The following is a 19,588-nucleotide window of genomic DNA, read 5'->3' as shown; positions in this document are numbered from 1 at the left end:
CGATGAAGTTGAGACTAGCGTGAATTCTCCGGAGCGCCAGCCCCGGATCCGAAAGGCGTCGTCAGCGCGAGGTCTCGCCGAAGCCCAGCGGCTCGCGCGTGAACCGGTAGGTCGCCCAGTTGAGCGCCTGCACCGATCCGTCGGGGCGGCGCCGCACGGTCAGCCGCTCGCCGCGCTCGCGGCCCGCCACGGTGCGGAAGGCGTCCGTGCCGTCCGGCTCGAAGACCGACGGCGGCGAGCTCGACTCCGGGCCGCCGACGACCGCCTCGAGTCGTCCCGACCGGATCCGGAACGTGAACGGGGCGCCCTCGGAGAACCACAGTCCGACGAGCGGCTCCAGGCCGGGAACGGCCGTGCCCGGCGTCCACGGGTCGAGCGGCGCGGGATCGTGGGCGACGACGTGGGCGCCGAGCCGGATCGCGGTGCCGGCCGGATCCTTCGATCCCGTGTTGTTCGTGAGCACGACCCCCGTCGTGCCGGACTCGCGGTGCGAGAAGACGCCTGTGATGCCGCCGGGGGTGCCGCCGGTGTGGCCGAACCAGGTGCGGCCGTCGACGCGCGCGATCATGAACCCGAGGCCGTGCGCGGCGCTGAACTCGTCGTCGCGCACGGCGCGCGGCTCGAGCATCTCGGACACGGTGTCGCGGCGGAGCACCGACTCGTCGGGGTCGAGCAGGAACCCGTGCCAGCGTGCCAGATCGGCGACCGTGCTCGCGAGGCCGCCCGCGGCCTGGAGGATGCCGAGGAACAGCTCGGGCTCGTCGACCGGGACGTCGGTGAAAGGGGAGACGTAGTAGCGCCCCGCCATCGGCGCCCGCGGTTCGAGCGTCGTGTCGTGCAGGCCGATCGGATCGAGCAGGCGCGCCCGCAGGCTCTCCGTCCACGGCCGGCCGTCGAGGCGTCCGATGATCTCGCCGAGGACGATGTACCCGAGGTTGCTGTAGTGCCAGGTCGCGTGCGGCTCGAGCACCCGCTCGGCGGCGTTCCAGTCGTCGACGAAGCGGCCCGCGTCGGGGATCTCGAGGGTGTCCCAGAACTCGGGCGCGACCGACTCGCGCTGCATCCCGCTCACGTGGGTGAGCAGCTGCCGCACGGTCACGCCGGGCCGGCGGCTGCCGGGCAGGAGGTCGTCGACCTGATCGTCGAGCCGCAACCGCCCCTCGTCGCGCAGCTGCATGATCATCGACGCGACGAAGGTCTTCGTGTTGCTGGCGATGAGGAACTGCGTGTCGACGTCGAGCGGCACCGTCGGGTCGGCGAGGTCGGCCCGGCCGACGCCGGCGCTCCAGACCAGGTCGCCGCGGTGCGCGACGCCGGCTGCGAGCGCCGGGGTGCGGCTGGCCCGCTGAGCCTCCACCGCCATCCGATCGAGGCTCCGTCGGGTGGTGTCGAGCAGCTCGTAGGCCATCGCCCGATCCTACGAGCCGCGCCGTGACCCGCCGTCGTCGCCGGGAGGGCAGGATGGAGCCATGGCACGCCTCATCCTCGGGATCATCGTCGCGCTCATCGGCTGCGCGCTGCCGATCGCCCTGATCGAGCTCGTCGGGCAGACCGGCAACGCCGGATTCTGGGGCCTCATCCCGGTCGCCCTGCTCGGCGGCATCGGTCTGCTGTGGGCGGGCACCCGCATCGTCCGGTGACGGTCGCGCCCGCGCGCGTCGTCCTGCGACCCGCCGCCGACGACGACCTGGACGCGATCGTCGGGGTCTTCCTCGCCTGCTGGGGAGGCTCGTACGCGGAGGTCATGCCGGCCGGGCTCGTCGCGCGCATGACCCCGGCGTCCGCCCGGGAGCTCTGGGCGCGGACGCTCGCGGGGCCGACCGAGGTCGTCGTGGCCGTGGCCGCCGAGGTGCTGGGGGTCGTCGGGTTCCGCCTCGAGGAGGACGGCGGCTACGTCGCGTCGCTCTACGTCGCGCCCGCGGCGCAGGGCACGGGAGCCGGCGGTGCGCTGCTCGCCGAGGCGGAGCGCCGGCTCGCGGAGCTCGGCGCGCACCGCGCGACGCTCTGGGTCTTCGAGGCCAACGAGCCGTCGCGCGTGTTCTACGAGCGTCGGGGATGGCGGCTCACCGGCGAGCGCGAGGTGCAGGAGGAGTGGGGCGAGCCCCAGCTGCGGATGGCGAAGGAGCTCGCGGCAGGTCACCGCTAACCCGCCCCGCCGCTCCGGGTCGGCCGCCGCCGGCCCTCGACCGCGGTGAAGGTCGCGGCGAGCGTCGCCGAGACGCGGTCGGGCCGGCGCTGGGCGACGCCGATGAAGATGACGTCGACGATCATGAGCTGCGCCATGCGGCTCGACATCGCGCCGAACCGGTAGCGCGTCTCGCGCGACGCGGTCGTGAGCACCGCATCCGCGAGCTGGGCGAGCGGCGACTCGGGGAAGTTCGTGACCGCGACCGTGAAGGCGCCGACGGCCGCCGCGGTGCGGAGCGAGGAGAGCGCCTCCTCGGTCTCGCCGGAGTGGGAGAAGGCGATCGCGACCGCGCCCGGCGGCAGCACGGCCGCGCTCGTCAGGGCGAGGTGCGCGTCGGTCCACGCGTTCGCGAGCAGGCCGATCCGCCGCAGCTTCTGCTGCAGGTCCTGAGCGGCCAGGCCGCTCGACGCCTGGCCGTAGACGTCGACCACCGGCGCGTCGACGATGCGCCCCACGACCTGCTCCACCTCGGCGAGATCGAGGAGCGCCGCCGTGTCCTCGACGGCGCGCGCCTCCTGGAACGCGAGCTTGCGCACGACTTCGGCGATGCCGTCCGCGGGGTCGATGTCGCCCTCGGATACTCCGAACGCCACCCGCCGGTCGGCCTCGCCGGCGGCGGCGCGCGCGAGCTCGAGGCGCAGCCGGGTGTAGCCGTCCAGGCCGACCGACTGCGCCAGCCGCATCACCGTGGTGGGGGAGACGCCGTTGCGGGTCGCGAGCTCGACGATCGTGAGGCCGGCGGCCGTGGTCGGGTCGGCGAGCAGATCCTCCGCCACCCGGCGCTCGCTCGGGCGCAGGCCGGGCAGCGCCTGCTGCAGCCGCACCAGCACGTTCTCCGTCATCGGCGCACCTCCTCGACGCCTCACCGTAGCCGGGCGACGCGACGGCGCGTCCGTCGCGAGAGGAAGAAATTTACAAACTCGAAAAAGAACGGGGCAAAAAATGACGTAACGTGTGTCCGAACATCGCAGTTCGCGATGCGTCACAGCAGACGCTCACCCTGAGGAGTCCCCCATGAAGGTCACCCGAACGAGGGCCCGCTCCCTCCTCGCCGGCACCGCGGCCCTCGCCGCCTCGGCGCTCCTGCTCGCCGGCTGCTCCGGCACCGCCGCGAAGCCCGGTCCGGCCAAGGCGGACGCACAGTTCGTCTTCGGCATCACCGCCGACCCGACGCAGCTCGTGCCGTGGACCTCGACCTCCGAGCAGTCGGTGCAGCTGCTGTCGCAGATCTACACGCCGCTCCTCACCACCGACGACAAGGGCGTGCCGACGGCCGACCTCGCCGACCTGCCCAAGGTCAGCTCCGACGGGCTGACCTACACGTTCACCCTCAAGAAGGGCGCGAAGTTCAGCGACGGCTCCGCGCTCGACTCGACCGACGTCAAGTACACCTTCGACAAGATCATGGACCCGGCGCAGAAGGCGGCGTCACGCTCCTACTTCGCCTCCGTCGCGAGCGTCGACGCGACCGACCCGCAGACCGTCACGGTGCACCTCTCGCACCCCGACGCGTCGTTCCCCGCCGGCCTCACGGGCGTCAACACCGGCATCGTCCCCTCCGACGTCTCGATCGAGAGCCTCCAGACCAAGCCCGTCGGCTCCGGCCCGTTCGTGTTCAGCTCGCGGGTGCCGAACGAATCGATCACGCTGACCCGCAACCCCGACTTCTTCGGCGGCAAGGTCGGTGTCGCGAAGCTCCAGTTCCGCGTCATCCCCGACCAGCAGGCGATGGTCTCCGCGCTCAAGACCGGGGCCGTCGACGCGAGCGAGTTCGACAACCCGGTGACGGCGAAGTCGGCGACCTCCGCGAAGGTCGCGATCAAGAAGGCCGGGAGCCTCCAGTACCGCGTATTGCAGCTCCGCGCCGCCGACCCCGTGCTCGCCAACGTCAACAGCCGCCTCGCGATCCAGTGCGCGCTCTCGCGGCAGGACATCATCGACTCGGCCGCGCTCGGCGCCGGCACCGTCACCGGCCCGATCACCTCGCCGCAGTACCGCTCCGACCCGAACGACCAGCCCTGCCCGAAGCAGGATCTCGCGAAGGCGAAGGACTACCTCAAGAAGGCCGGCACCCCCGACGGATTCTCGCTGAACGTCATGACCTCGCAGGGCCTCTACTCGACCGCGGTCGACGAGGCGCAGGCCGTGCAGTCCGAGCTCGGCAAGGTCGGGATCAAGGTCAACGTCGAGTCGCTCGACTCCGACACCTACGTGCAGCGCTGGCTCGCCGGCGACTTCCAGGCCGCGATCGCGCAGAACGCGGGCAACGCCGACCCCAACACGATGTACGCGCGCTACTTCACCTCGACCGGATCCTTCAACAAGGTCGCCGGGTACAGCTCGCCGACGCTCGACCAGCTCTTCTCGCAGGCCGTCGCCACGACGGACGTCGCGAAGCGCAAGGCGATCTACCAGAAGATCTCGGCCGAGCTCGTCGACAACGCGGTGTGGGTGTGGACCTTCACGCCGCAGACCTTCCTCGCCGTCAACACCTCCGTGTCCGACTTCCCGGTCCGGCTCGACGGCAACATCTCGACGCTGTGGAAGGCGACGGTGTCCTGACCGTGATCCTCGCCGGGCTCCGGCATCCCGTCGTCCGTCGCGTCGGCGAGGCGGTCCTCACCCTGATCGGGGTGTCGATCCTCACCTTCGTGCTGCTGCGCGTGATCCCGGGTAACCAGATCACCGCGCAGTACGGCACAGAGGCGGGCAACCTCTCCTCCGCGCAGATCGCCTCGCTCGAGGCCTACTACGGCATCGACAAGCCGCTCATCGTGCAGTACTTCACGTGGCTCGGCGGCGTGCTGACCGGCAACCTCGGCGTCTCGCTCACCTCGCACCTGAGCGTCGCGTCGATGACCGCGCAGGCGCTGCCGAACACGCTCGAGCTCGCGGTGCTCGCGATCGTCGTCGGCCTCGTGCTCGGCGTGCCGGGCGGGGTGCTGGCCGCGAGCCGGCCGCAGAAGCTGCGCGACAACGCGGCGCAGTTCCTCAGTCTGTTCGCGCTCTCGATCCCGACGTTCCTCCTGGCGACCGTCATCGCGAGCTGGCTCGCGAACACGATCGGGTGGTACCCGAACGGTGAGGGCTACCGCACCCTCCTCGAGGACCCGGGCCTCAACCTCCAGCAGATGCTGCTGCCCGCGCTCGTGCTCGGCATCAGCATCGCGCCGCCCGTGCTGCAGACCACGCGCACCTCGATCCTCGCGATCCGGTCCGAGGACTTCGTGCGCACCGCGCGCGCGAAGGGGGTGCCCGAGCGGCAGCTGCAGGTCCGGCACATCCTGCGCAACGCCCTCATCCCGGTCGTCACGATCAGCGGCCTCCAGTTCGGGTTCCTGCTCGGCGGGGCGGTCGTGACCGAGCAGATCTTCGCGATCCCCGGGGTCGGGCGCCAGGTGCTCCTCGGGCTGAATCAGAAGGAGTACGCCGTGGTGCAGAGCACGGTGCTCATCATCGCCACGATGTTCGTCGTCGTGAACCTCCTGACCGACGTGCTGTACCGCGTCGTCGACCCGAAGGTGCGGGTCCGATGAGCGCCGCCGCCGACGCCCACGGCGTCCCCGACGTCGCGCTCGACGCGGGCCGGCGCACCCGGGTCTGGCGCGCCGCGTTCGCGACCCCCGCCGGCATCGTCGGCATCGTGCTGATGCTGGTCGTCGTCGTGCTGGCGCTGCTCGCGGTGTTCGGCATCACGCCGTACGACCCCGCCCGGCAGAGCGTCCAGGACTCGCTCCGGGGGCCGGACGGGCAGCACTGGTTCGGCACCGACCAGTTCGGCCGCGACATCTTCTCGCGCGTCGCATCGGGCCTCGCCAACTCGCTGCTCATCGCGATCCTCTCGGTCGCCGCGGCCGCCGTCGTCGGCACGCTCCTCGGCGTGCTCGCCGGGTACTACCAGGGCGTGCTCGACCGGCTCGTCGGCGTCGTCACCAACGTGCTGTTCGCGTTCCCGTCGCTGCTCCTCGCGCTCGCGCTCGCCGCGACCCTCGCCCGCAGCGCGTTCACGGTCGCCCTCGCCATCGCCATCGTCTACCTGCCGATCTTCGTGCGCGTCGCGCGCGGACCCGTGCTCAGCCTGCGGAACGCGGAGTACGTGCTCGCCTCGACCGCGATCGGCCGCAGCCGGCTCTCGACGCTGTTCGCCCACATCGTGCCGAACATGCGCGGCATCCTCGTCGTGCAGGTGACGCTCTCGCTGTCATGGGCGATCCTGACGGAGGCGTCGCTCAGCTTCCTCGGATTCGGCACGCCGCCGCCGGCCGCCTCGCTCGGCGGGATGGTCTACGCCGCGCAGACGCTCTCCGGGGTCGCGCCGTGGATGCTCTTCTTCCCGGGCGGCGCGATCATCGTGGCCGTCATCGGCCTCAACCTGCTCGGCGACAGCCTGCGGGCCGCCCTCGATCCCCGTACCGGAGGCCGCTGATGCCAGCCCCGACCCCCGACCCCGTCGAGCTCGACCAGCTCGCCACCGAGGCCGTGGCCGAGAACGGCCGCCACCTCGACGAGCTCTCCGTCGCCGAACTCGTCGAGCTCATGAACGAGCGGGACGCGACCATCCCGGGCGCGGTCCGCACGGCGCTCCCCGTCATCGCCGCCGCGATCGAGGGCGCCGTGCGGCGGATGCGCGCGGGCGGCCGGCTGATCTACGTCGGTGCCGGCACCTCGGGGCGGCTCGGCGTGCTCGACGCCTCGGAGGTGCCGCCGACCTTCGGGGTGCGCGACGTCGTCGTCGGCGTGATCGCCGGCGGCCCCGACGCGCTGGTGTCGTCGGTCGAGGCCGCGGAGGACCGGGAGGATACCGGCGCCCGCGACGTCGCCGCGCTCGAGGTCGGACCGGACGACACGGTGGTCGGGATCGCCTCGAGCGGCCGCACGCCCTACGTCATCGGCGCGGTGCGCGAGGCGGCCCGCCGCGGCGCGCTCACCGTCGGCCTCTCCTGCAACCTCGGTGCCCCGCTCAGCGCGGCCGTCGACCACGGGATCGAGATCCCGGTCGGGCCGGAGGTCGTCTCGGGCTCGACCCGGCTCGGCGCCGGCACCGCCACGAAGATGGTGCTCAACATGTTCTCGACCATCACGATGGTCGGGCTCGGCAAGACGTACGGGTCGCTCATGGTCGACGTGCTCGCCACCAACGCGAAGCTCGTGCGCCGCGCGCTGCGGATCGTGACGACCGCGACGGGCGTCGACGAGGCGACCGCGCGGGAGGCCCTCGACCGCTCCGGCTGGCACGCCAAGGTCGCGATCGCGATGCTCGTCTCCGGCCTCGACGCGGACGAGGCCCGGCGCCGGCTCGACGCGGCCGGCGGCATCCTCCGCACCGTCATCGAGAGCGGGAGGGGAGCCTGATGCGCGTCCTCGGCATGATCTCCGGCACGTCGCACGACGGCATCGACGTCGCGATCGTCGACTTCGAGGTCGTCGGCGACGAGCTCCGCGCGCGGATCGAGCACACCGACTCGCTCCCGTACGAGCCCCACCTCCGTCGCCGGCTCCTCGCGGCCCTGCCGCCCGCGGCCGTCGGCTTCGACGTCGTGTGCGAGCTCGACACCCTCATCGGGCAGGCGTTCGCCGACGCCGCGCGGGCTGCGCTCGACGCGCACGGCGGGCCTGTCGACGCCGTCTGCAGCCACGGCCAGACCGTGTTCCACTGGGTCGACGGTGCGCACGCGCTCGGCACCCTGCAGATCGGCGAGCCGTCGTGGATCGCGGAGGCGACGGGCCTGCCCGTCCTCTCCCACCTCCGCTCGGCCGACGTCGCCGCGGGCGGCCACGGCGCCCCGCTCGTGCCGGTGCTCGACGTCGCGCTCCTGGAGGGCGATCGCCGCGCCGGGCGGCGCGCGGGCGCCCTCAACCTCGGCGGCATCGCCAACGTCACCGCGGTCGCCGCCGACGCGGATCCGGTCGCGTGGGACATCGGGCCGGCCAACGCCCTCATCGACGCCGCGGTGGCCGACGCGACCGGGGGAGGGAGCCTGTTCGACCGCGACGGGGCGCTCGCGGCCGCGGGCCGGGTCATCTCCGCGCTCCTCGACGTGCTGCTCGCCGAGCCGTACTACCGGCTCGCCCCGCCCAAGAGCTCGGGCAAGGAGCTGTTCCACCTCGCCTATGTGCGGGACGCCGTCCGGCGCGCGGGCGTCACCGCGCCGCGCCTGGAGGACCTCGTCGCGACCCTCACCGAGCTCACCGCCGTGACGGTCGCCGACGCCCTGCGGGAGGCCCGCCTCGAGCGGGTGCTGGTGTCCGGCGGCGGGGTGCGCAACCCGGTGCTGCTGGACCGGATCCGGGCGCTCGCCGCGGGCGTCGCGATCGAGCCGGTCGACGTGGCGGGCGTGCCCTCCGACGAGAAGGAGGCCGTCGCGTTCGCGCTCATCGGCTGGGCGACCCTGCACGGTCTCCCCGGCAACGTCCCGAGCTGCACCGGCGCGCGCGGCCCCCGGGTGCTCGGCCGGCTGAGCCCCGCGCCGGGGGCCCCGCTGCCCGCGACCGAGGCCCTGCCCGCCTGGCCGCGGGTCGCCTTCGCCGCGGGGGCCGACGCGTGAGCGCCGCGGAGGCCGTCGCGGCCCTGCTCGCCTTGGGGGAGGAGGGCGCCCGCCCGGCGTCCGCCTCCGTCGCGATCTGGGCGGGGGACGACCTGGACCTCGCGGCCGGCGGGTGGGCCGTCCCGGCCGAGATCGGCGACGGCATCCCGATGACGAGCGCGCTGCTCCTCGACTGCGCCTCGGTCACCAAGGCGTTCGCGACGACGACGATCGCGATGCTGCTCGTTGCCCGCGGCGAGCTCCGGCTCGAGACCCGGGTGCGCGAGATCCTGCCCGCCTTCGTCCCGGCCGGATCCGACGCGATCACCGTCGAGCACCTCCTGACCCACACCGCCGGCCTCGCCCCGTGGCAGCCGCTCTACTGCGTGACGCGGGACCGCGACGAGGCGCTCGCGCTCGTGCAGCGGCTGCCGCTCCAGGAGCGCCCCGGCACCGTCTTCCGGTACTCCGACCTCGGTTTCATGCTCGCCGGCCTCGTGCTGGAGCGCATCGCGTCGGCGCGGCTCGACGAGCTGTTCCGCACGATGATCGCCGAGCCCCTCGGCATCCGCGCCCGGTTCGGGCCGGTTCCGGCGGACCTCGCCGCTGCGGGTGCGGACAGCGACGCCTGGGAGCACCGCATGGTCGCGACCGGCGATCCGTACCCCGTCGCGGCGCGCCCCGGCGACTTCGCCGGATGGCGTCGCGGTCTCGTGCGCGGCACCGCCGGCGACGTCAACGCGGCACACGCCCTCGGCGGCGTCTCGGGGCATGCCGGCCTCTTCGCCACGGCCGGCGACCTGGCGCGCATCGCCCGCGCCCTCTCCGCCGGCGAGCTCGTGCCCGCCGAGATCGTTGAGTTGTTCGCTCGCCCCTCCGCCGTCGAGCCGTCGCAGGGCGTGGGGTTCCGGCTCCGCGAGCTGCCGGGCGCCTCCCCGCGCCGGCTGCTCTGGCATCCGGGCTTCACCGGCACCTACGCCGCGTTCTCGCCCGACGGGCCGTTCGCGATCGCCGGCGGCGCGATGCGCCTGGTCGGCACGATCGGCCCGCTGACCGACGACGACCGCCTCCGGCGCGAGCCCGTCCCGGGGCCCCGCGTCACCGAGCTCATGCACGAGCTCGCCGGCCGTCACGCCGGCCGTCACGCCGACCCGAGCAGGGAGACCCGATGACCATCCCCGGAGCCCCCGAGGCCGGCGCCCCGGTCCTCTCGATCCGCGACCTCGCGGTGACGTTCACGACCTCACGCGGCGAGTTCGAGGCGATCCGCGGCATCGACCTCGAGCTCTCGGCGGGGGAGACCGTCGCCGTGGTCGGCGAGTCCGGCTCCGGCAAGTCGACCCTCGCGGCGGCGATCAACCGGCTGCTCGCCGACAACGGCCGCATCTCGTCCGGCTCGATCCGGCTGAGCGACGTCGACCTGACGAGCGCGAGCCGGAAGACGATGGTCGGCATCCGCGGCAACCGGATCGGCCTCGTGCCGCAGGATCCGATGACCAACCTCGACCCTGCGATGCGCGTCGGCGACCAGATCGTGGAGGCGCTCCGCGTGCACGGGCTCGCCCGCGGTGCGGAGGCGAAGCGGCAGGCGGTGGAGCTGCTGGAGGCCGCCGGCATCGAGGACGCGGAGCTGCGCTCCCGGCAGTACCCGCACGAGTTCTCGGGCGGCATGCGCCAGCGGGTGCTCATCGCGATGGCGCTCGCCTGCCGCCCCGAGATCCTCCTCGCCGACGAGCCGACCTCGGCGCTCGACGTCACCGTCCAGCGCCTCGTCCTCGACCAGATGGGCCGGCTCGCCTCCGAGCTCGGCGCCGCCGTGCTGCTCATCACCCACGACCTCGCGCTCGCGGCCGAGCGTGCGGACCGCGTCGTTGTCATGTTCCGCGGCGAGATCGTCGAGACCGGCCCGGCCGCCGATATCGTCGCCCGCCCGCGGCACGAGTACACCCAGCGGCTCCTCGCCGCGGCGCCCGGCATCGCCCGCCCCAAGGTCGTGCCGCCGGACCCGGCCGAGCCGGAGCCGGAGCCGCTCCTCCGGCTCGAGGGGGTCGTCAAGACCTACCGGCTCCGCGGTCGGCGCGAGCCGTTCCGCGCCGTCGACGGGGTCGACCTCGTCGTGCCGCGCGGGCGCACCGTGGCCATCGTGGGGGAGTCGGGATCCGGCAAGTCCACGACCGCGAAGCTCGCGCTCCGGCTGGAGGCCGCCGACGCGGGCCGGGTCGTCTACCGCGGCGAGGACGTCACCCGCCGGCGCGGCGACGCCCTCCGCGCGTTCCGCCGCTCGGTCCAGCCCGTGTTCCAGAACCCGTACGGGTCGCTCGACCCGCGCTTCACGATCGGTCAGGTCGTCGCCGAGCCGCTGCGCGTGCACGGGATCGGCGACGGGCCGGCCCGTGAGCGCGCCGTCGCGGCCCTCCTCGACAAGGTCGCCCTGCCCGCCTCGTTCGCCGACCGCTACCCGCACGAGCTCTCGGGCGGTCAGCGCCAGCGCGTCGCGATCGCCCGCGCGCTCGCCCTGGAGCCCGAGCTCGTGGTGCTCGACGAGGCGGTCAGCGCCCTGGACGTGCTGGTGCAGGAGCAGATCCTCGACCTCATGGTGACGCTGCAGCGCGACCTCGGGCTCTCGTACCTCTTCATCACGCACGACCTCGCGGTCGTGCGGCTCGTCGCGCACCACGTCGCGGTGATGAGGTCGGGTGCGATCGTCGAGAGCGGCGTCCCGGACGCGATCTTCCGCGATCCGCAGCAGGAGTACACGCGGCAGCTCATCGAGGCGGTGCCCGGGCGGGAGCTCGCGGGCTGACGCCGGGCCGTGCCGTACTAGGTTGACCGCATGCCGACGACGGAGCCCCGATGACCGCGACCGTGCTGCCCACCGGCGCCCTGCTGGACGCCCTGGAGCCGTGGCGCGCCGAGGAGTTCGCCGCCCACCTCGACCGCGCGCGGGAGCACATCCGGCCGTGGGTCGGCCCGTCGTTCGTGACCACCGACGTCGAGGGCGCTCGCCGCACCCTCCAGCGCTACGCCGACGGCGCCGCGCGGGACGGCATCCGCATCTTCGGGATCTGGGCCGACGGCGTGCTCGTCGGCGGGGTCATGTTCGTGGAGTTCAGCACGGCGACGGGCGGGTGCGAGATCGGCTGCTGGTCGGAGCCGGCGGGCGAGGGGCGCGGCCACGTCGGCGCCGCGGTCCGCGAGCTGCTGCGCTACGCGTTCGAGGTGCGGGGGCTGCACCGCGCCGAGTGGCGCTGCCGCACCGACAACGCGCGCAGCATCGCGCTCGCCGAGCGGCTCGGCATGACGTTCGAGGGGGTGCTCCGCGAGGCGTGGCCCGTCGCGGGGGTCTTCCACGACAAGGCGGTGTACTCGCTGCTCGCGCAGGAGTGGGAGGCCGCGCGATGACGGCCCCCGACGACACCCTGACGCCGGAGCTCGAGGAGGCGATCGCGCTCGGCTACGCCCGCCGCGACCGCGACGACATGGCGCCGACGATCCGCTACTTCGAGGAGCTGCTGGAGCGGCATCCCGGCCATCCGGTCCTCACCTACGAGGTCGCCGGCGCGTACGACACGGCCGGCCGGGAGGCGGAGGCGCGGGAGCGCTATGAGGAGGCGCTGCGGCTCGGGCTCTCGGGCGAGGCGCTGCGGCGGTGCCTCTGCCAGTACGGCAGCACGCTGCGGTGGCTCGGCGACCTCCCGGCGTCGCTCGCGGTCCTCGAGCGGGCCCGGCGCGAGTTCCCGGAGTCGGACGCCGTGCGGGTCTTCCTGGCGCTCACGCTCGAGGAGCTCGGCCGCGGCGACGAGGCGCTCGGCACCCTGCTCGGCATCGTGACCGCGCACGCCGAGGTCACCGATCTCGGGCGCTACGCGACGGGTCTCGCCGGCCTCGCCGACTGGCTGATCGCCGGGCGACCCGAGGACTGAGCGCCTAGGCCGGGGCGCCGGACGCCGCTCCGGTCCGGATCCGGACCTCCCGCTCCATGCGCTTCTCGTGCCGGGCGCGGCCCTTGACCGCCTCGGCCTCGCGGCTCTTCGGCGGCGCGCTCGTGACGAGCCGGTCGAGCATCCGCCGGGTCGCCTCCGCGATCTCGTCGATCGCCTGCTCGAACGCGGCGGCGTTGGCGCGCGACGGGCGCGTGGATCCGCTCACCTTGCGCACGAACTGCAGCGCCGCCTCGCGGACCTCGTCGTCCGTGGTCGGCGGCTCGAAGTTGTGGAGGCAGCGGATGTTGCGGCACATGCGGGCAGGGTAGCCCCGGCCTCGGCTCCCGCCCGAGCCTCAGGCCGGGCGCGGGCCCGCGTGCGCCGCCGGCGGGCGCGATCCCATCCGGCGCGCGAGCTCGTCCGCGACGCGGCGGACCTCCTCCGCGAGCCCCGCCCAGGCCTCCTCCGGGTAGCGCTCGGCGGGGAAGCTCACCGTCACGGCGGCCTGCGGCCAGCCCGTGCGGTCGGCGAAGGCAACCGCGACCGAGGCGATCCCCGCGGTGACCTCGCCGTCCTCGAAGCCGTGCCCGCGACGGCGGACCTCCTCGAGCACCGCGCGCAGCTGCGCGGGCGTATGAGGGCCGCGCTCGGACCGTCCGGCGAGCGACGCCCCGTCCGGAAAGAGGGCCCGCACCTGCGCCCGCGGCAGCAGGGCGAGCATGGCCCGGCCGCTCGCCGTGAGGTGGGCCGGGAGCCGGACCCCGACATCCGTCACGAGCGCCGGCCGGTGCGGGGCGCGCTCCTCGAGCAGGTAGATCACGTCGCGCCCGTGCAGCACCGCGAGGTGCGCGCTCTCGCCGATCCGGTCGACGAGGGCGGCGAGCAGACGCGCGCCGGCGCGGGCCAGCGGCTCCTGCCGCAGGTAGCCGGAGCTCAGCTCGAACGCGGCGACGCCGAGCGCGTAGCGGCGCTCCTCGGGGAGATGCACCACGAGGCCCTCGTGCTGCAGCGCGCGCAGGTGCTGGTACAGCGTCGAGCGCGGCAGGCGCAGCTCGCGGGCGACCACGGTGGCGGCGACCGGGCCGCGCTGACCGGCGAGGAAGCGCAGCACGGCCAGCACCTCGACGGCGGCGGGCGAGGTTCCCGCGACCGCGTCCATCGCTCCTCCTCCGGCGTCCGGGATCCCGGACGGTTTTCGTCCAGCATGCCACCCGGGGACGACCCCGGCGGAGTGGAATTCCGTGCATGCCGATCGTCGAGGATCTCGCCGCCGTCCCGATCACCGGGGCGGACCTGTCGGCCGAGGACGTGGTCCGCGTCGCCCGCTGCGGCGCCCCCGTCGCCGTCGCCGAGGCGGCGCTCGACGCGGTCGCCGCCTCCCGCGCCGTGATCGACGCGCTCGCGCGCGACGCCGTGCCGCACTACGGCGTCTCGACCGGGTTCGGCGCGCTCGCCTCGACCTCGATCCCGCCCGAGAAGCGTCGCGCGCTGCAGGCGTCGCTCATCCGCTCGCATGCGGCGGGCGCCGGACCGGAGGTGGAGGCCGAGGTCGTCCGCGCGACGCAGCTGCTGCGCCTGCGCACCCTCGCCACCGGGCGGACGGGCGTGCGGCCCGAGGTCGTCGGCCTCTACGCCGCCATGCTGAATGCCGGGATCACCCCGGTCGTGCACGAGAACGGGTCGCTCGGGTGCTCGGGCGATCTCGCGCCCCTGGCGCACATCGCGCTCGCCGCGACCGGCGAGGGCGATGTCACCGTGGACGGCCATCGGATGCCGGCGGCCGCCGCGCTCGCCGCCGCCGGCCTCGCCCCGGTCGAGCTGGTCGAGAAGGAGGGCCTCGCCCTCATCAACGGCACCGACGGCATGCTCGGGATGCTGTGCCTCGCGATCCACGACCTCCGCGTGCTGCTCGACGCCGCCGACGCGGCCGCCGCCATGAGCGTCGAGGCGCTGCTCGGCACCGACCGCGTGTTCGCCGCCGACCTGCAGGCGCTGCGGCCGCATCCCGGTCAGCGTCGCTCGGCCGCCGCGATCCGGGCGATGCTCGCGGGGTCGCCGATCGTCGCGAGCCATGCCGGCCCGGACGACATCCGCGTGCAGGACGCTTACTCCCTGCGCTGCGCGCCCCAGGTGCACGGCGCCGCCCGCGACACCGTCGACCACGCGGAGCGGGTCGCCGCGATCGAGCTCGGCGCCGCGATCGACAACCCCGTCGTCACCCCGGACGGCCGCGTGGAGTCGAACGGCAACTTCCACGGGGCGCCCGTCGGCTACGTGCTCGACTTCCTCGCCATCGCGGCCGCCGACGTCGCCTCGATGTCGGAGCGGCGCACCGACCGCATGCTCGACCCGGCGCGCAGCCACGGCCTCCCGCCCTTCCTGGCCGAGGACCCCGGCGTCGACTCCGGCCTCATGATCGCGCAGTACACGGCGGCGTCGATCGTCTCCGACCTCAAGCGGCTCGCCGTCCCCGCCTCCGTCGACTCGATCCCCACCTCGGCGATGCAGGAGGACCACGTCTCGATGGGATGGTCGGCCGCCCGCAAGCTGCGCCGCTCCGTCGACGGGTTGCGCCAGGTGGTCGCGATCGAGCTGCTGACGGCCGCCCGCGCGCTCGACCACCGCGCGCCGCTCCCGTCGAGCACGCCGATCACGCGGCTGCGGGAGCTGCTGCGCGAGGCGACGCCGGGCGCCGGGCCCGACCGGTTCCTGGCCCCCGAGATCGCGGCCGTGACCGCGCTGCTCGCCGAGGAGCGGCACCTGCCGATCGTCGGATCCGTCATCGAGGAGGACGCATGACCCCCGGACCCCGCCCCGTCCGCGCCCCGCGCGGCCGCGAGCTCACCGCCCGCAGCTGGCAGACCGAGGCGCCGCTGCGGATGCTCATGAACAACCTCGACCCCGAGGTCGCGGAGCGCCCCGACGACCTCGTCGTCTACGGCGGCACCGGGCGCGCGGCGCGCAGCTGGGAGGCCTACGACGCGATCGTGCGGACCCTCACGACGCTCGACGACGACGAGACGCTGCTCGTGCAGTCGGGCAAGCCGGTGGGCGTCTTCCGCACCCACGAATGGGCGCCTCGCGTGCTCATCGCCAACTCGAACCTCGTCGGCGACTGGGCGACGTGGCCCGAGTTCCGCCGCCTGGAGGGCCTCGGGCTCACGATGTACGGCCAGATGACCGCGGGCTCGTGGATCTACATCGGCACGCAGGGCATCCTCCAGGGCACCTACGAGTGCTTCGCCGAGATCGCGCGCCAGCGCTTCGGAGGCTCCCTCGCCGGCACGCTCACCGTCACCGGGGGATGCGGCGGGATGGGCGGTGCGCAGCCGCTCGCCGTGACGATGAACGGCGGCGTCGTCGTCATCGTCGACGTCGACGAGTCCCGGTTGCGGCGGCGGATCGACCACGGCTATCTCGACGAGCTCGCGGCGGACCTCGACGACGCCCTCGCCCGCGCGGCCGTCGCCGTCGCGGAGCGGCGCCCGCTCTCGATCGGGCTCGTCGGCAACACGGCCGAGGTGCTGCCCGAGCTGCTCTGCCGGGAGGCGCCGGTCGACATCGTCACCGACCAGACGAGCGCGCACGATCCCCTCAGCTACCTGCCCGTGGGCGTCGCGGTCGAGGACTGGCGGGGCGCGGCGGATAGCGATCCGGCCGGGTTCACCGAGCGCGCCTACGCCTCGATGGCGCGGCATGTGGAGGCCATGGCCGGCTTCGCCCGTCGCGGCGCGGAGGTGTTCGACTACGGCAACTCGCTCCGGGCGGGCGCAGAGCTCGGCGGCTACGGGGACGCCTTCGAGGTGCCGGGGTTCGTGCCCGCGTACATCCGGCCGCTCTTCGAGGAGGGCAAGGGGCCGTTCCGCTGGGCCGCGCTCTCGGGCGACCCGGCCGACATCCTCGAGACGGATCGCGCCGTGCTCGAGCTGTTCCCGGAGGACGAGGCGCTGCGGCGCTGGATCACGCAGGCCCAGGAGAAGGTGCGCTTCGAGGGCCTGCCCGCCCGGATCTGCTGGCTCGGCTACCAGGAGCGCCATCGGGCCGGCCTCCGCTTCAACGAGCTCGTCGCGTCGGGCCGCGTGTCGGCGCCGATCGTCATCGGGCGCGATCACCTCGACTCCGGCTCCGTCGCGTCGCCCTACCGCGAGACCGAGGCGATGAAGGACGGCTCCGACGCGATCGCCGACTGGCCGCTGCTGAACGCCCTGCTCAACACGGCGTCGGGGGCGACCTGGGTGTCGATCCACCACGGCGGCGGCGTCGGCATCGGCCGCAGCATCCACGCCGGTCAGGTGATCGTGGCCGACGGCACGGAGCTCGCCGCGCAGAAGCTGGCGCGGGTCCTGACGAACGACCCCGGCTCCGGCGTCATGCGACACGTCGACGCGGGCTACGCGCACGCGGCCGAGGTCGCGCGCGAGCGCGGGCTGCGCGTGCCCATGCTCGAGGGCTGAGATGGCGACCCTCGTCACGAACATCGGCGAGCTGAGAACGCTCGCCGCCGGCGACGAGCCGCGCCGCGACGCCGCCCTCGTGATCGACGGCGGGCGGATCGCGTGGATCGGTTCCGCCCGGGACGCACCCGCCGCCGACGAGGCCTACGACGCCGAGGGCGGCGCGGTTCTGCCTGGCTGGGTCGACTCCCACACCCACCTCGTCTTCGCCGGCGACCGGGCGGCGGAGTTCGAGGAGCGCATGGCGGGCCGGCCGTATGCCGCGGGCGGCATCCATCGCACCGTCGCGGCCACGAGGGCCGCGTCGGACGACGAGCTCCGCGCCAACCTCCGCCGACTGCGCGCCGAGGCCGCGGCGCAGGGGACGACGTTCCTGGAGACGAAGACCGGGTACGCCCTCGACGTCGAGGGCGAGCGACGGTCGGCGGAGATCGCGGCCGAGGTCGCCGACGTCGTCACCTTCCTCGGCGCGCACGTCGTCCCCGAGGGGGCCGACCCGGCCGCCTACCTGACGTCGGCCACCGGCCCGATGCTCGCCGCGGTCCGGCCGCACGTCGCGTTCGTCGACGTGTTCTGCGAGGCGGGGGCGTTCGATCCGGACCAGGCGCGGGCCGTGCTCGAGGCGGGACGCGCAGCCGGCCTCCGCCTCAAGGTGCACGGCAACCAGCTCGGCCAGTCGGGCGGGGTCGCGCTCGCGGTCGAGCTCGGCGCGACGAGCGTCGACCACGCGAACCACCTGTCGGCGGTCGATGTGGACGCGCTCGCCGCCTCCGACACCGTCGTGACGCTGCTGCCGTGCGCCGACCTCTCGACCCGGCAGCCGTTCCCGCCGGCGCGGGCGCTGCTCGACGCGGGCGCGACCGTCGCGCTCGCGACGAACGCCAACCCCGGCTCGTCGTTCACGACGTCCATGGCGTTCTGTATCGCGACCGCGGTGCTGCAGCTGCACCTGACCGTCGACGAGGCGCTGCGGGCGGCGACGCGCGGGGGAGCACGGGCGCTCGGGCGCGATCCCGACGCCGACGGGATCGGAGCGCTCGTCGTCGGCGGCCCGGCCGACCTCCAGCTGCTCGCCGCGCCCTCCGCGTCGCACCTCGCCTACCGCCCGGGGGTGCCGCTCACGCGGGCGGTCTGGAAGGGCGGCGTGCGGATCCATGGCTGAGCTCCACGACGATCCGCTCTGGCCGCGGGCGGGCGGCTGGCCGCCGCCGGAGCCCGGCGAACGGGCCGACGTCGCCCTCGTCGGCGTGCCCACCTGGCGCACCTCGATCACGCCCGGCGGCTGCGGCGCGACACCCGCCGCGGTGCGCGGGGCCCTCCGCCGGTACTCGCTCGAGACCGGGCTGCGCGTCGTCGACGCGGGCGACCTCGTCGATCCGGACGCGTCGTCCGACGTCGCCGCAGCGGTGATCGCCGCGCTCGACGCGCGGCTCGTCATCGCGCTCGGCGGCGACAACGCCGCGACCGTGCCCGTCGCGCTCGGCCGGGGCGCCGACGCCCTCGTGACGGTCGACGCGCATCACGACCTCCGCGACGGGGTCTCGAACGGGTCGCCCGTGCGCCGGCTGATGGAGGCGGGCATCCCGGGAGCGCGCATCGCGCAGCTCGGCATCGAGCCGCTCGCGAACTCCGCCGCCTACCGCGCGCGCGCCGAGGCCGCGGGCATCGCGGTGGTCGAGCGCCGCGAGCTCCGCGCCTCCCCGATGACGATCGCGATGCCGCGCGCCCTCGATGCCGTCGGTGCCGGCGGCCGCCGGATCCATGTGGATCTCGACGTCGATGCGTGCGACCGCGCCGTCGCGCCGGGCTGCCCGGCCTCGCTGCCCGGCGGGATCGCGGCCCTCGAACTCCGCGACGCCGCGTTCGCCGCCGGTGCGCATCTCGGGGTCGTCTCCCTCGATCTCACGGAGGTCGATGCGACGCGGGACGCCCCCGACGCCCGGACCGTGCGGCTCGTCGCGCTCTGCGTGCTCGAGGCCATCCGCGGGTTCGCGACGCGCCCGGCCGGGTCCGGCGGCACGCCGTAGGCCGAGCGGCGTCAGACGTCCCAGTCGAGGGTGCTGCCCGGGTCGGGGAGGGCCGGCCGGGCGTGGTGGTCGCGGATCGCGTCGCGCACCTCGTCGAGGAACGGCCGGACCTCGAGGTCCGCGACCGGCTCCGCGACCGGCTCCGCGACGATCTGGCTCGCCGGCCCGACCAGGACCTTCAGCACCTCCGGCCCCTCCGCTCCGACGGCCGGGACGTCGAGGGTGGCCGCGCGGCCCGCGTTGGCGAGCACCGCGGCGTACTCCAGGAGCGCCTCGGCCACCTCGTCGGTGGTGACGAAGGCGCCGCCGCCGTAGCTCACCCGCTGCATGCCTCGACGGTGCCAGACGGCTCCGCAACCGAGCGCCGACGCTCAGCCAACGCCCCGAGTGGTGGCCCTGGTCATCGCCTGGGCGCCACGGCCGCCCGTCGACGCCCGTGCCTACCGTCGACCGCAAACTCCAGGAGAGGGAA

At 74.3% G+C, this 19,588-nt stretch carries 20 protein-coding genes; 15 read left to right on the top strand and 5 right to left on the bottom strand.

The genetic code is table 11. The annotated features are described in order from the left end of the window. Nucleotides 1-61: 61 nt before the first annotated feature. A complete protein-coding gene (locus ACTHM3_RS05385; protein ID WP_440405075.1) occupies nucleotides 62-1,408 on the bottom strand; it encodes a serine hydrolase domain-containing protein in 1,347 nt (448 codons plus the stop codon). A 61-nt stretch (nucleotides 1,409-1,469) separates the two neighbouring features. On the opposite strand from ACTHM3_RS05385, the gene ACTHM3_RS05380 reads away from it, so the two are divergent. Beyond that, complete coding sequence (locus ACTHM3_RS05380; RefSeq protein WP_440405074.1) at nucleotides 1,470-1,640, top strand: hypothetical protein; 171 nt, start codon at nucleotides 1,470-1,472, stop codon at nucleotides 1,638-1,640. Next, nucleotides 1,637-2,146, top strand: coding sequence for a GNAT family N-acetyltransferase (locus tag ACTHM3_RS05375; RefSeq protein WP_440405073.1), 510 nt, complete (start codon nucleotides 1,637-1,639; stop codon nucleotides 2,144-2,146). The genes ACTHM3_RS05380 and ACTHM3_RS05375 overlap by 4 nt, the downstream gene beginning before the upstream one ends. Here the strand turns inward: ACTHM3_RS05375 and ACTHM3_RS05370 are convergent. After that, nucleotides 2,143-3,030, bottom strand: a complete 888-nt coding sequence (locus ACTHM3_RS05370; RefSeq protein ID WP_440405072.1) for a MurR/RpiR family transcriptional regulator — start codon at nucleotides 3,028-3,030, stop codon at nucleotides 2,143-2,145. The genes ACTHM3_RS05375 and ACTHM3_RS05370 overlap by 4 nt on opposite strands. Nucleotides 3,031-3,202: 172 nt before the next feature. Here ACTHM3_RS05370 and ACTHM3_RS05365 point away from each other — a divergent pair, with 172 nt between their 5' ends. The 9 genes from ACTHM3_RS05365 to ACTHM3_RS05325 are packed head-to-tail and all read left to right on the top strand — an operon-like array spanning nucleotide 3,203 to nucleotide 12,635. Next, complete coding sequence (locus ACTHM3_RS05365) at nucleotides 3,203-4,750, top strand: ABC transporter substrate-binding protein (protein ID WP_440405071.1); 1,548 nt, start codon at nucleotides 3,203-3,205, stop codon at nucleotides 4,748-4,750. Beyond that, nucleotides 4,729-5,724 (top strand): ABC transporter permease, encoded by a 996-nt coding sequence (locus ACTHM3_RS05360; protein ID WP_440405070.1) that lies wholly within the window; start codon nucleotides 4,729-4,731, stop codon nucleotides 5,722-5,724. The genes ACTHM3_RS05365 and ACTHM3_RS05360 overlap by 22 nt, the downstream gene beginning before the upstream one ends. Beyond that, the gene (locus ACTHM3_RS05355) at nucleotides 5,721-6,614 is read left to right on the top strand and encodes an ABC transporter permease (RefSeq protein ID WP_440405069.1); all 894 of its coding nucleotides are present in this window, start codon (nucleotides 5,721-5,723) and stop codon (nucleotides 6,612-6,614) included. Before ACTHM3_RS05360 ends, ACTHM3_RS05355 begins: the two co-directional genes overlap by 4 nt. Beyond that, nucleotides 6,614-7,540, top strand: a complete 927-nt coding sequence (gene murQ, locus ACTHM3_RS05350; RefSeq protein WP_440405068.1) for an N-acetylmuramic acid 6-phosphate etherase — start codon at nucleotides 6,614-6,616, stop codon at nucleotides 7,538-7,540. The genes ACTHM3_RS05355 and murQ overlap by 1 nt, the downstream gene beginning before the upstream one ends. Further along, a complete protein-coding gene (locus ACTHM3_RS05345) occupies nucleotides 7,540-8,733 on the top strand; it encodes an anhydro-N-acetylmuramic acid kinase (RefSeq protein ID WP_440405067.1) in 1,194 nt (397 codons plus the stop codon). Before murQ ends, ACTHM3_RS05345 begins: the two co-directional genes overlap by 1 nt. Then, nucleotides 8,730-9,884: a serine hydrolase domain-containing protein gene (locus ACTHM3_RS05340; protein WP_440405066.1), complete on the top strand. Its 1,155-nt coding sequence runs from the start codon at nucleotides 8,730-8,732 to the stop codon at nucleotides 9,882-9,884. The genes ACTHM3_RS05345 and ACTHM3_RS05340 overlap by 4 nt, the downstream gene beginning before the upstream one ends. After that, nucleotides 9,881-11,515 (top strand): dipeptide ABC transporter ATP-binding protein, encoded by a 1,635-nt coding sequence (locus ACTHM3_RS05335; protein ID WP_440405065.1) that lies wholly within the window; start codon nucleotides 9,881-9,883, stop codon nucleotides 11,513-11,515. The genes ACTHM3_RS05340 and ACTHM3_RS05335 overlap by 4 nt, the downstream gene beginning before the upstream one ends. Before the next feature lie 50 nt (nucleotides 11,516-11,565). Beyond that, entirely contained in the window at nucleotides 11,566-12,114 is a 549-nt protein-coding gene (locus ACTHM3_RS05330; RefSeq protein WP_440405064.1) for a GNAT family N-acetyltransferase, read from the top strand. Next, nucleotides 12,111-12,635: a tetratricopeptide repeat protein gene (locus ACTHM3_RS05325; protein ID WP_440405063.1), complete on the top strand. Its 525-nt coding sequence runs from the start codon at nucleotides 12,111-12,113 to the stop codon at nucleotides 12,633-12,635. Before ACTHM3_RS05330 ends, ACTHM3_RS05325 begins: the two co-directional genes overlap by 4 nt. A 4-nt stretch (nucleotides 12,636-12,639) precedes the next feature. On the opposite strand, the gene ACTHM3_RS05320 is transcribed toward ACTHM3_RS05325, so the two are convergent. Next, complete coding sequence (locus ACTHM3_RS05320; protein ID WP_440405062.1) at nucleotides 12,640-12,951, bottom strand: DUF2277 domain-containing protein; 312 nt, start codon at nucleotides 12,949-12,951, stop codon at nucleotides 12,640-12,642. Nucleotides 12,952-12,990: 39 nt separating this feature from the next. Then, a complete protein-coding gene (locus ACTHM3_RS05315; RefSeq protein WP_440405061.1) occupies nucleotides 12,991-13,794 on the bottom strand; it encodes an IclR family transcriptional regulator in 804 nt (267 codons plus the stop codon). 86 nt (nucleotides 13,795-13,880) lie between these two features. Between ACTHM3_RS05315 and hutH the strand changes: the two genes are divergently transcribed. Genes hutH through ACTHM3_RS05295 form a run of 4 tightly spaced genes read left to right on the top strand, consistent with a single transcriptional unit; the run spans nucleotide 13,881 to nucleotide 19,116 of the window. Then, nucleotides 13,881-15,434, top strand: coding sequence for a histidine ammonia-lyase (gene hutH / locus ACTHM3_RS05310; RefSeq protein ID WP_440405060.1), 1,554 nt, complete (start codon nucleotides 13,881-13,883; stop codon nucleotides 15,432-15,434). Continuing rightward, on the top strand, nucleotides 15,431-17,089 hold the full coding sequence (hutU, locus tag ACTHM3_RS05305) for a urocanate hydratase (protein WP_440405059.1): 1,659 nt from the start codon (nucleotides 15,431-15,433) through the stop codon (nucleotides 17,087-17,089). Before hutH ends, hutU begins: the two co-directional genes overlap by 4 nt. Before the next feature lies 1 nt (nucleotide 17,090). Beyond that, entirely contained in the window at nucleotides 17,091-18,251 is a 1,161-nt protein-coding gene (hutI, locus tag ACTHM3_RS05300) for an imidazolonepropionase (protein WP_440405058.1), read from the top strand. Beyond that, nucleotides 18,244-19,116, top strand: a complete 873-nt coding sequence (locus ACTHM3_RS05295; protein WP_440405057.1) for an arginase family protein — start codon at nucleotides 18,244-18,246, stop codon at nucleotides 19,114-19,116. Before hutI ends, ACTHM3_RS05295 begins: the two co-directional genes overlap by 8 nt. Before the next feature lie 11 nt (nucleotides 19,117-19,127). On the opposite strand, the gene ACTHM3_RS05290 is transcribed toward ACTHM3_RS05295, so the two are convergent. Then, complete coding sequence (locus tag ACTHM3_RS05290) at nucleotides 19,128-19,445, bottom strand: hypothetical protein (RefSeq protein ID WP_440405056.1); 318 nt, start codon at nucleotides 19,443-19,445, stop codon at nucleotides 19,128-19,130. Nucleotides 19,446-19,588: the final 143 nt, after the last annotated feature.

The sequence above is a fragment of the Pseudolysinimonas sp. genome, assembly GCF_051954455.1.
Lineage (GTDB): Bacteria > Actinomycetota > Actinomycetes > Actinomycetales > Microbacteriaceae > Pseudolysinimonas.
This window is presented reverse-complemented; position numbering and strand designations above follow the sequence as displayed.

Excerpts from the sequence above, each read along its gene's own strand:
- hutH (WP_440405060.1), top strand. The coding sequence starts at position 13,881 with ATGCCGATCGTCGAGGATCTCGCCGCCGTCCCGATCACCGGGGCGGAC.
- ACTHM3_RS05330 (WP_440405064.1), top strand. The coding sequence starts at position 11,566 with ATGACCGCGACCGTGCTGCCCACCGGCGCCCTGCTGGACGCCCTGGAG.
- ACTHM3_RS05320 (WP_440405062.1), bottom strand. The coding sequence starts at position 12,951 with ATGTGCCGCAACATCCGCTGCCTCCACAACTTCGAGCCGCCGACCACG.
- ACTHM3_RS05345 (WP_440405067.1), top strand. The coding sequence starts at position 7,540 with ATGCGCGTCCTCGGCATGATCTCCGGCACGTCGCACGACGGCATCGAC.
- ACTHM3_RS05385 (WP_440405075.1), bottom strand. The coding sequence starts at position 1,408 with ATGGCCTACGAGCTGCTCGACACCACCCGACGGAGCCTCGATCGGATG.
- ACTHM3_RS05325 (WP_440405063.1), top strand. The coding sequence starts at position 12,111 with ATGACGGCCCCCGACGACACCCTGACGCCGGAGCTCGAGGAGGCGATC.
- ACTHM3_RS05315 (WP_440405061.1), bottom strand. The coding sequence starts at position 13,794 with ATGGACGCGGTCGCGGGAACCTCGCCCGCCGCCGTCGAGGTGCTGGCC.
- ACTHM3_RS05335 (WP_440405065.1), top strand. The coding sequence starts at position 9,881 with ATGACCATCCCCGGAGCCCCCGAGGCCGGCGCCCCGGTCCTCTCGATC.
- ACTHM3_RS05295 (WP_440405057.1), top strand. The coding sequence starts at position 18,244 with ATGGCTGAGCTCCACGACGATCCGCTCTGGCCGCGGGCGGGCGGCTGG.
- hutI (WP_440405058.1), top strand. The coding sequence starts at position 17,091 with ATGGCGACCCTCGTCACGAACATCGGCGAGCTGAGAACGCTCGCCGCC.
- murQ (WP_440405068.1), top strand. The coding sequence starts at position 6,614 with ATGCCAGCCCCGACCCCCGACCCCGTCGAGCTCGACCAGCTCGCCACC.
- ACTHM3_RS05380 (WP_440405074.1), top strand. The coding sequence starts at position 1,470 with ATGGCACGCCTCATCCTCGGGATCATCGTCGCGCTCATCGGCTGCGCG.
- hutU (WP_440405059.1), top strand. The coding sequence starts at position 15,431 with ATGACCCCCGGACCCCGCCCCGTCCGCGCCCCGCGCGGCCGCGAGCTC.
- ACTHM3_RS05355 (WP_440405069.1), top strand. The coding sequence starts at position 5,721 with ATGAGCGCCGCCGCCGACGCCCACGGCGTCCCCGACGTCGCGCTCGAC.
- ACTHM3_RS05365 (WP_440405071.1), top strand. The coding sequence starts at position 3,203 with ATGAAGGTCACCCGAACGAGGGCCCGCTCCCTCCTCGCCGGCACCGCG.
- ACTHM3_RS05370 (WP_440405072.1), bottom strand. The coding sequence starts at position 3,030 with ATGACGGAGAACGTGCTGGTGCGGCTGCAGCAGGCGCTGCCCGGCCTG.
- ACTHM3_RS05290 (WP_440405056.1), bottom strand. The coding sequence starts at position 19,445 with ATGCAGCGGGTGAGCTACGGCGGCGGCGCCTTCGTCACCACCGACGAG.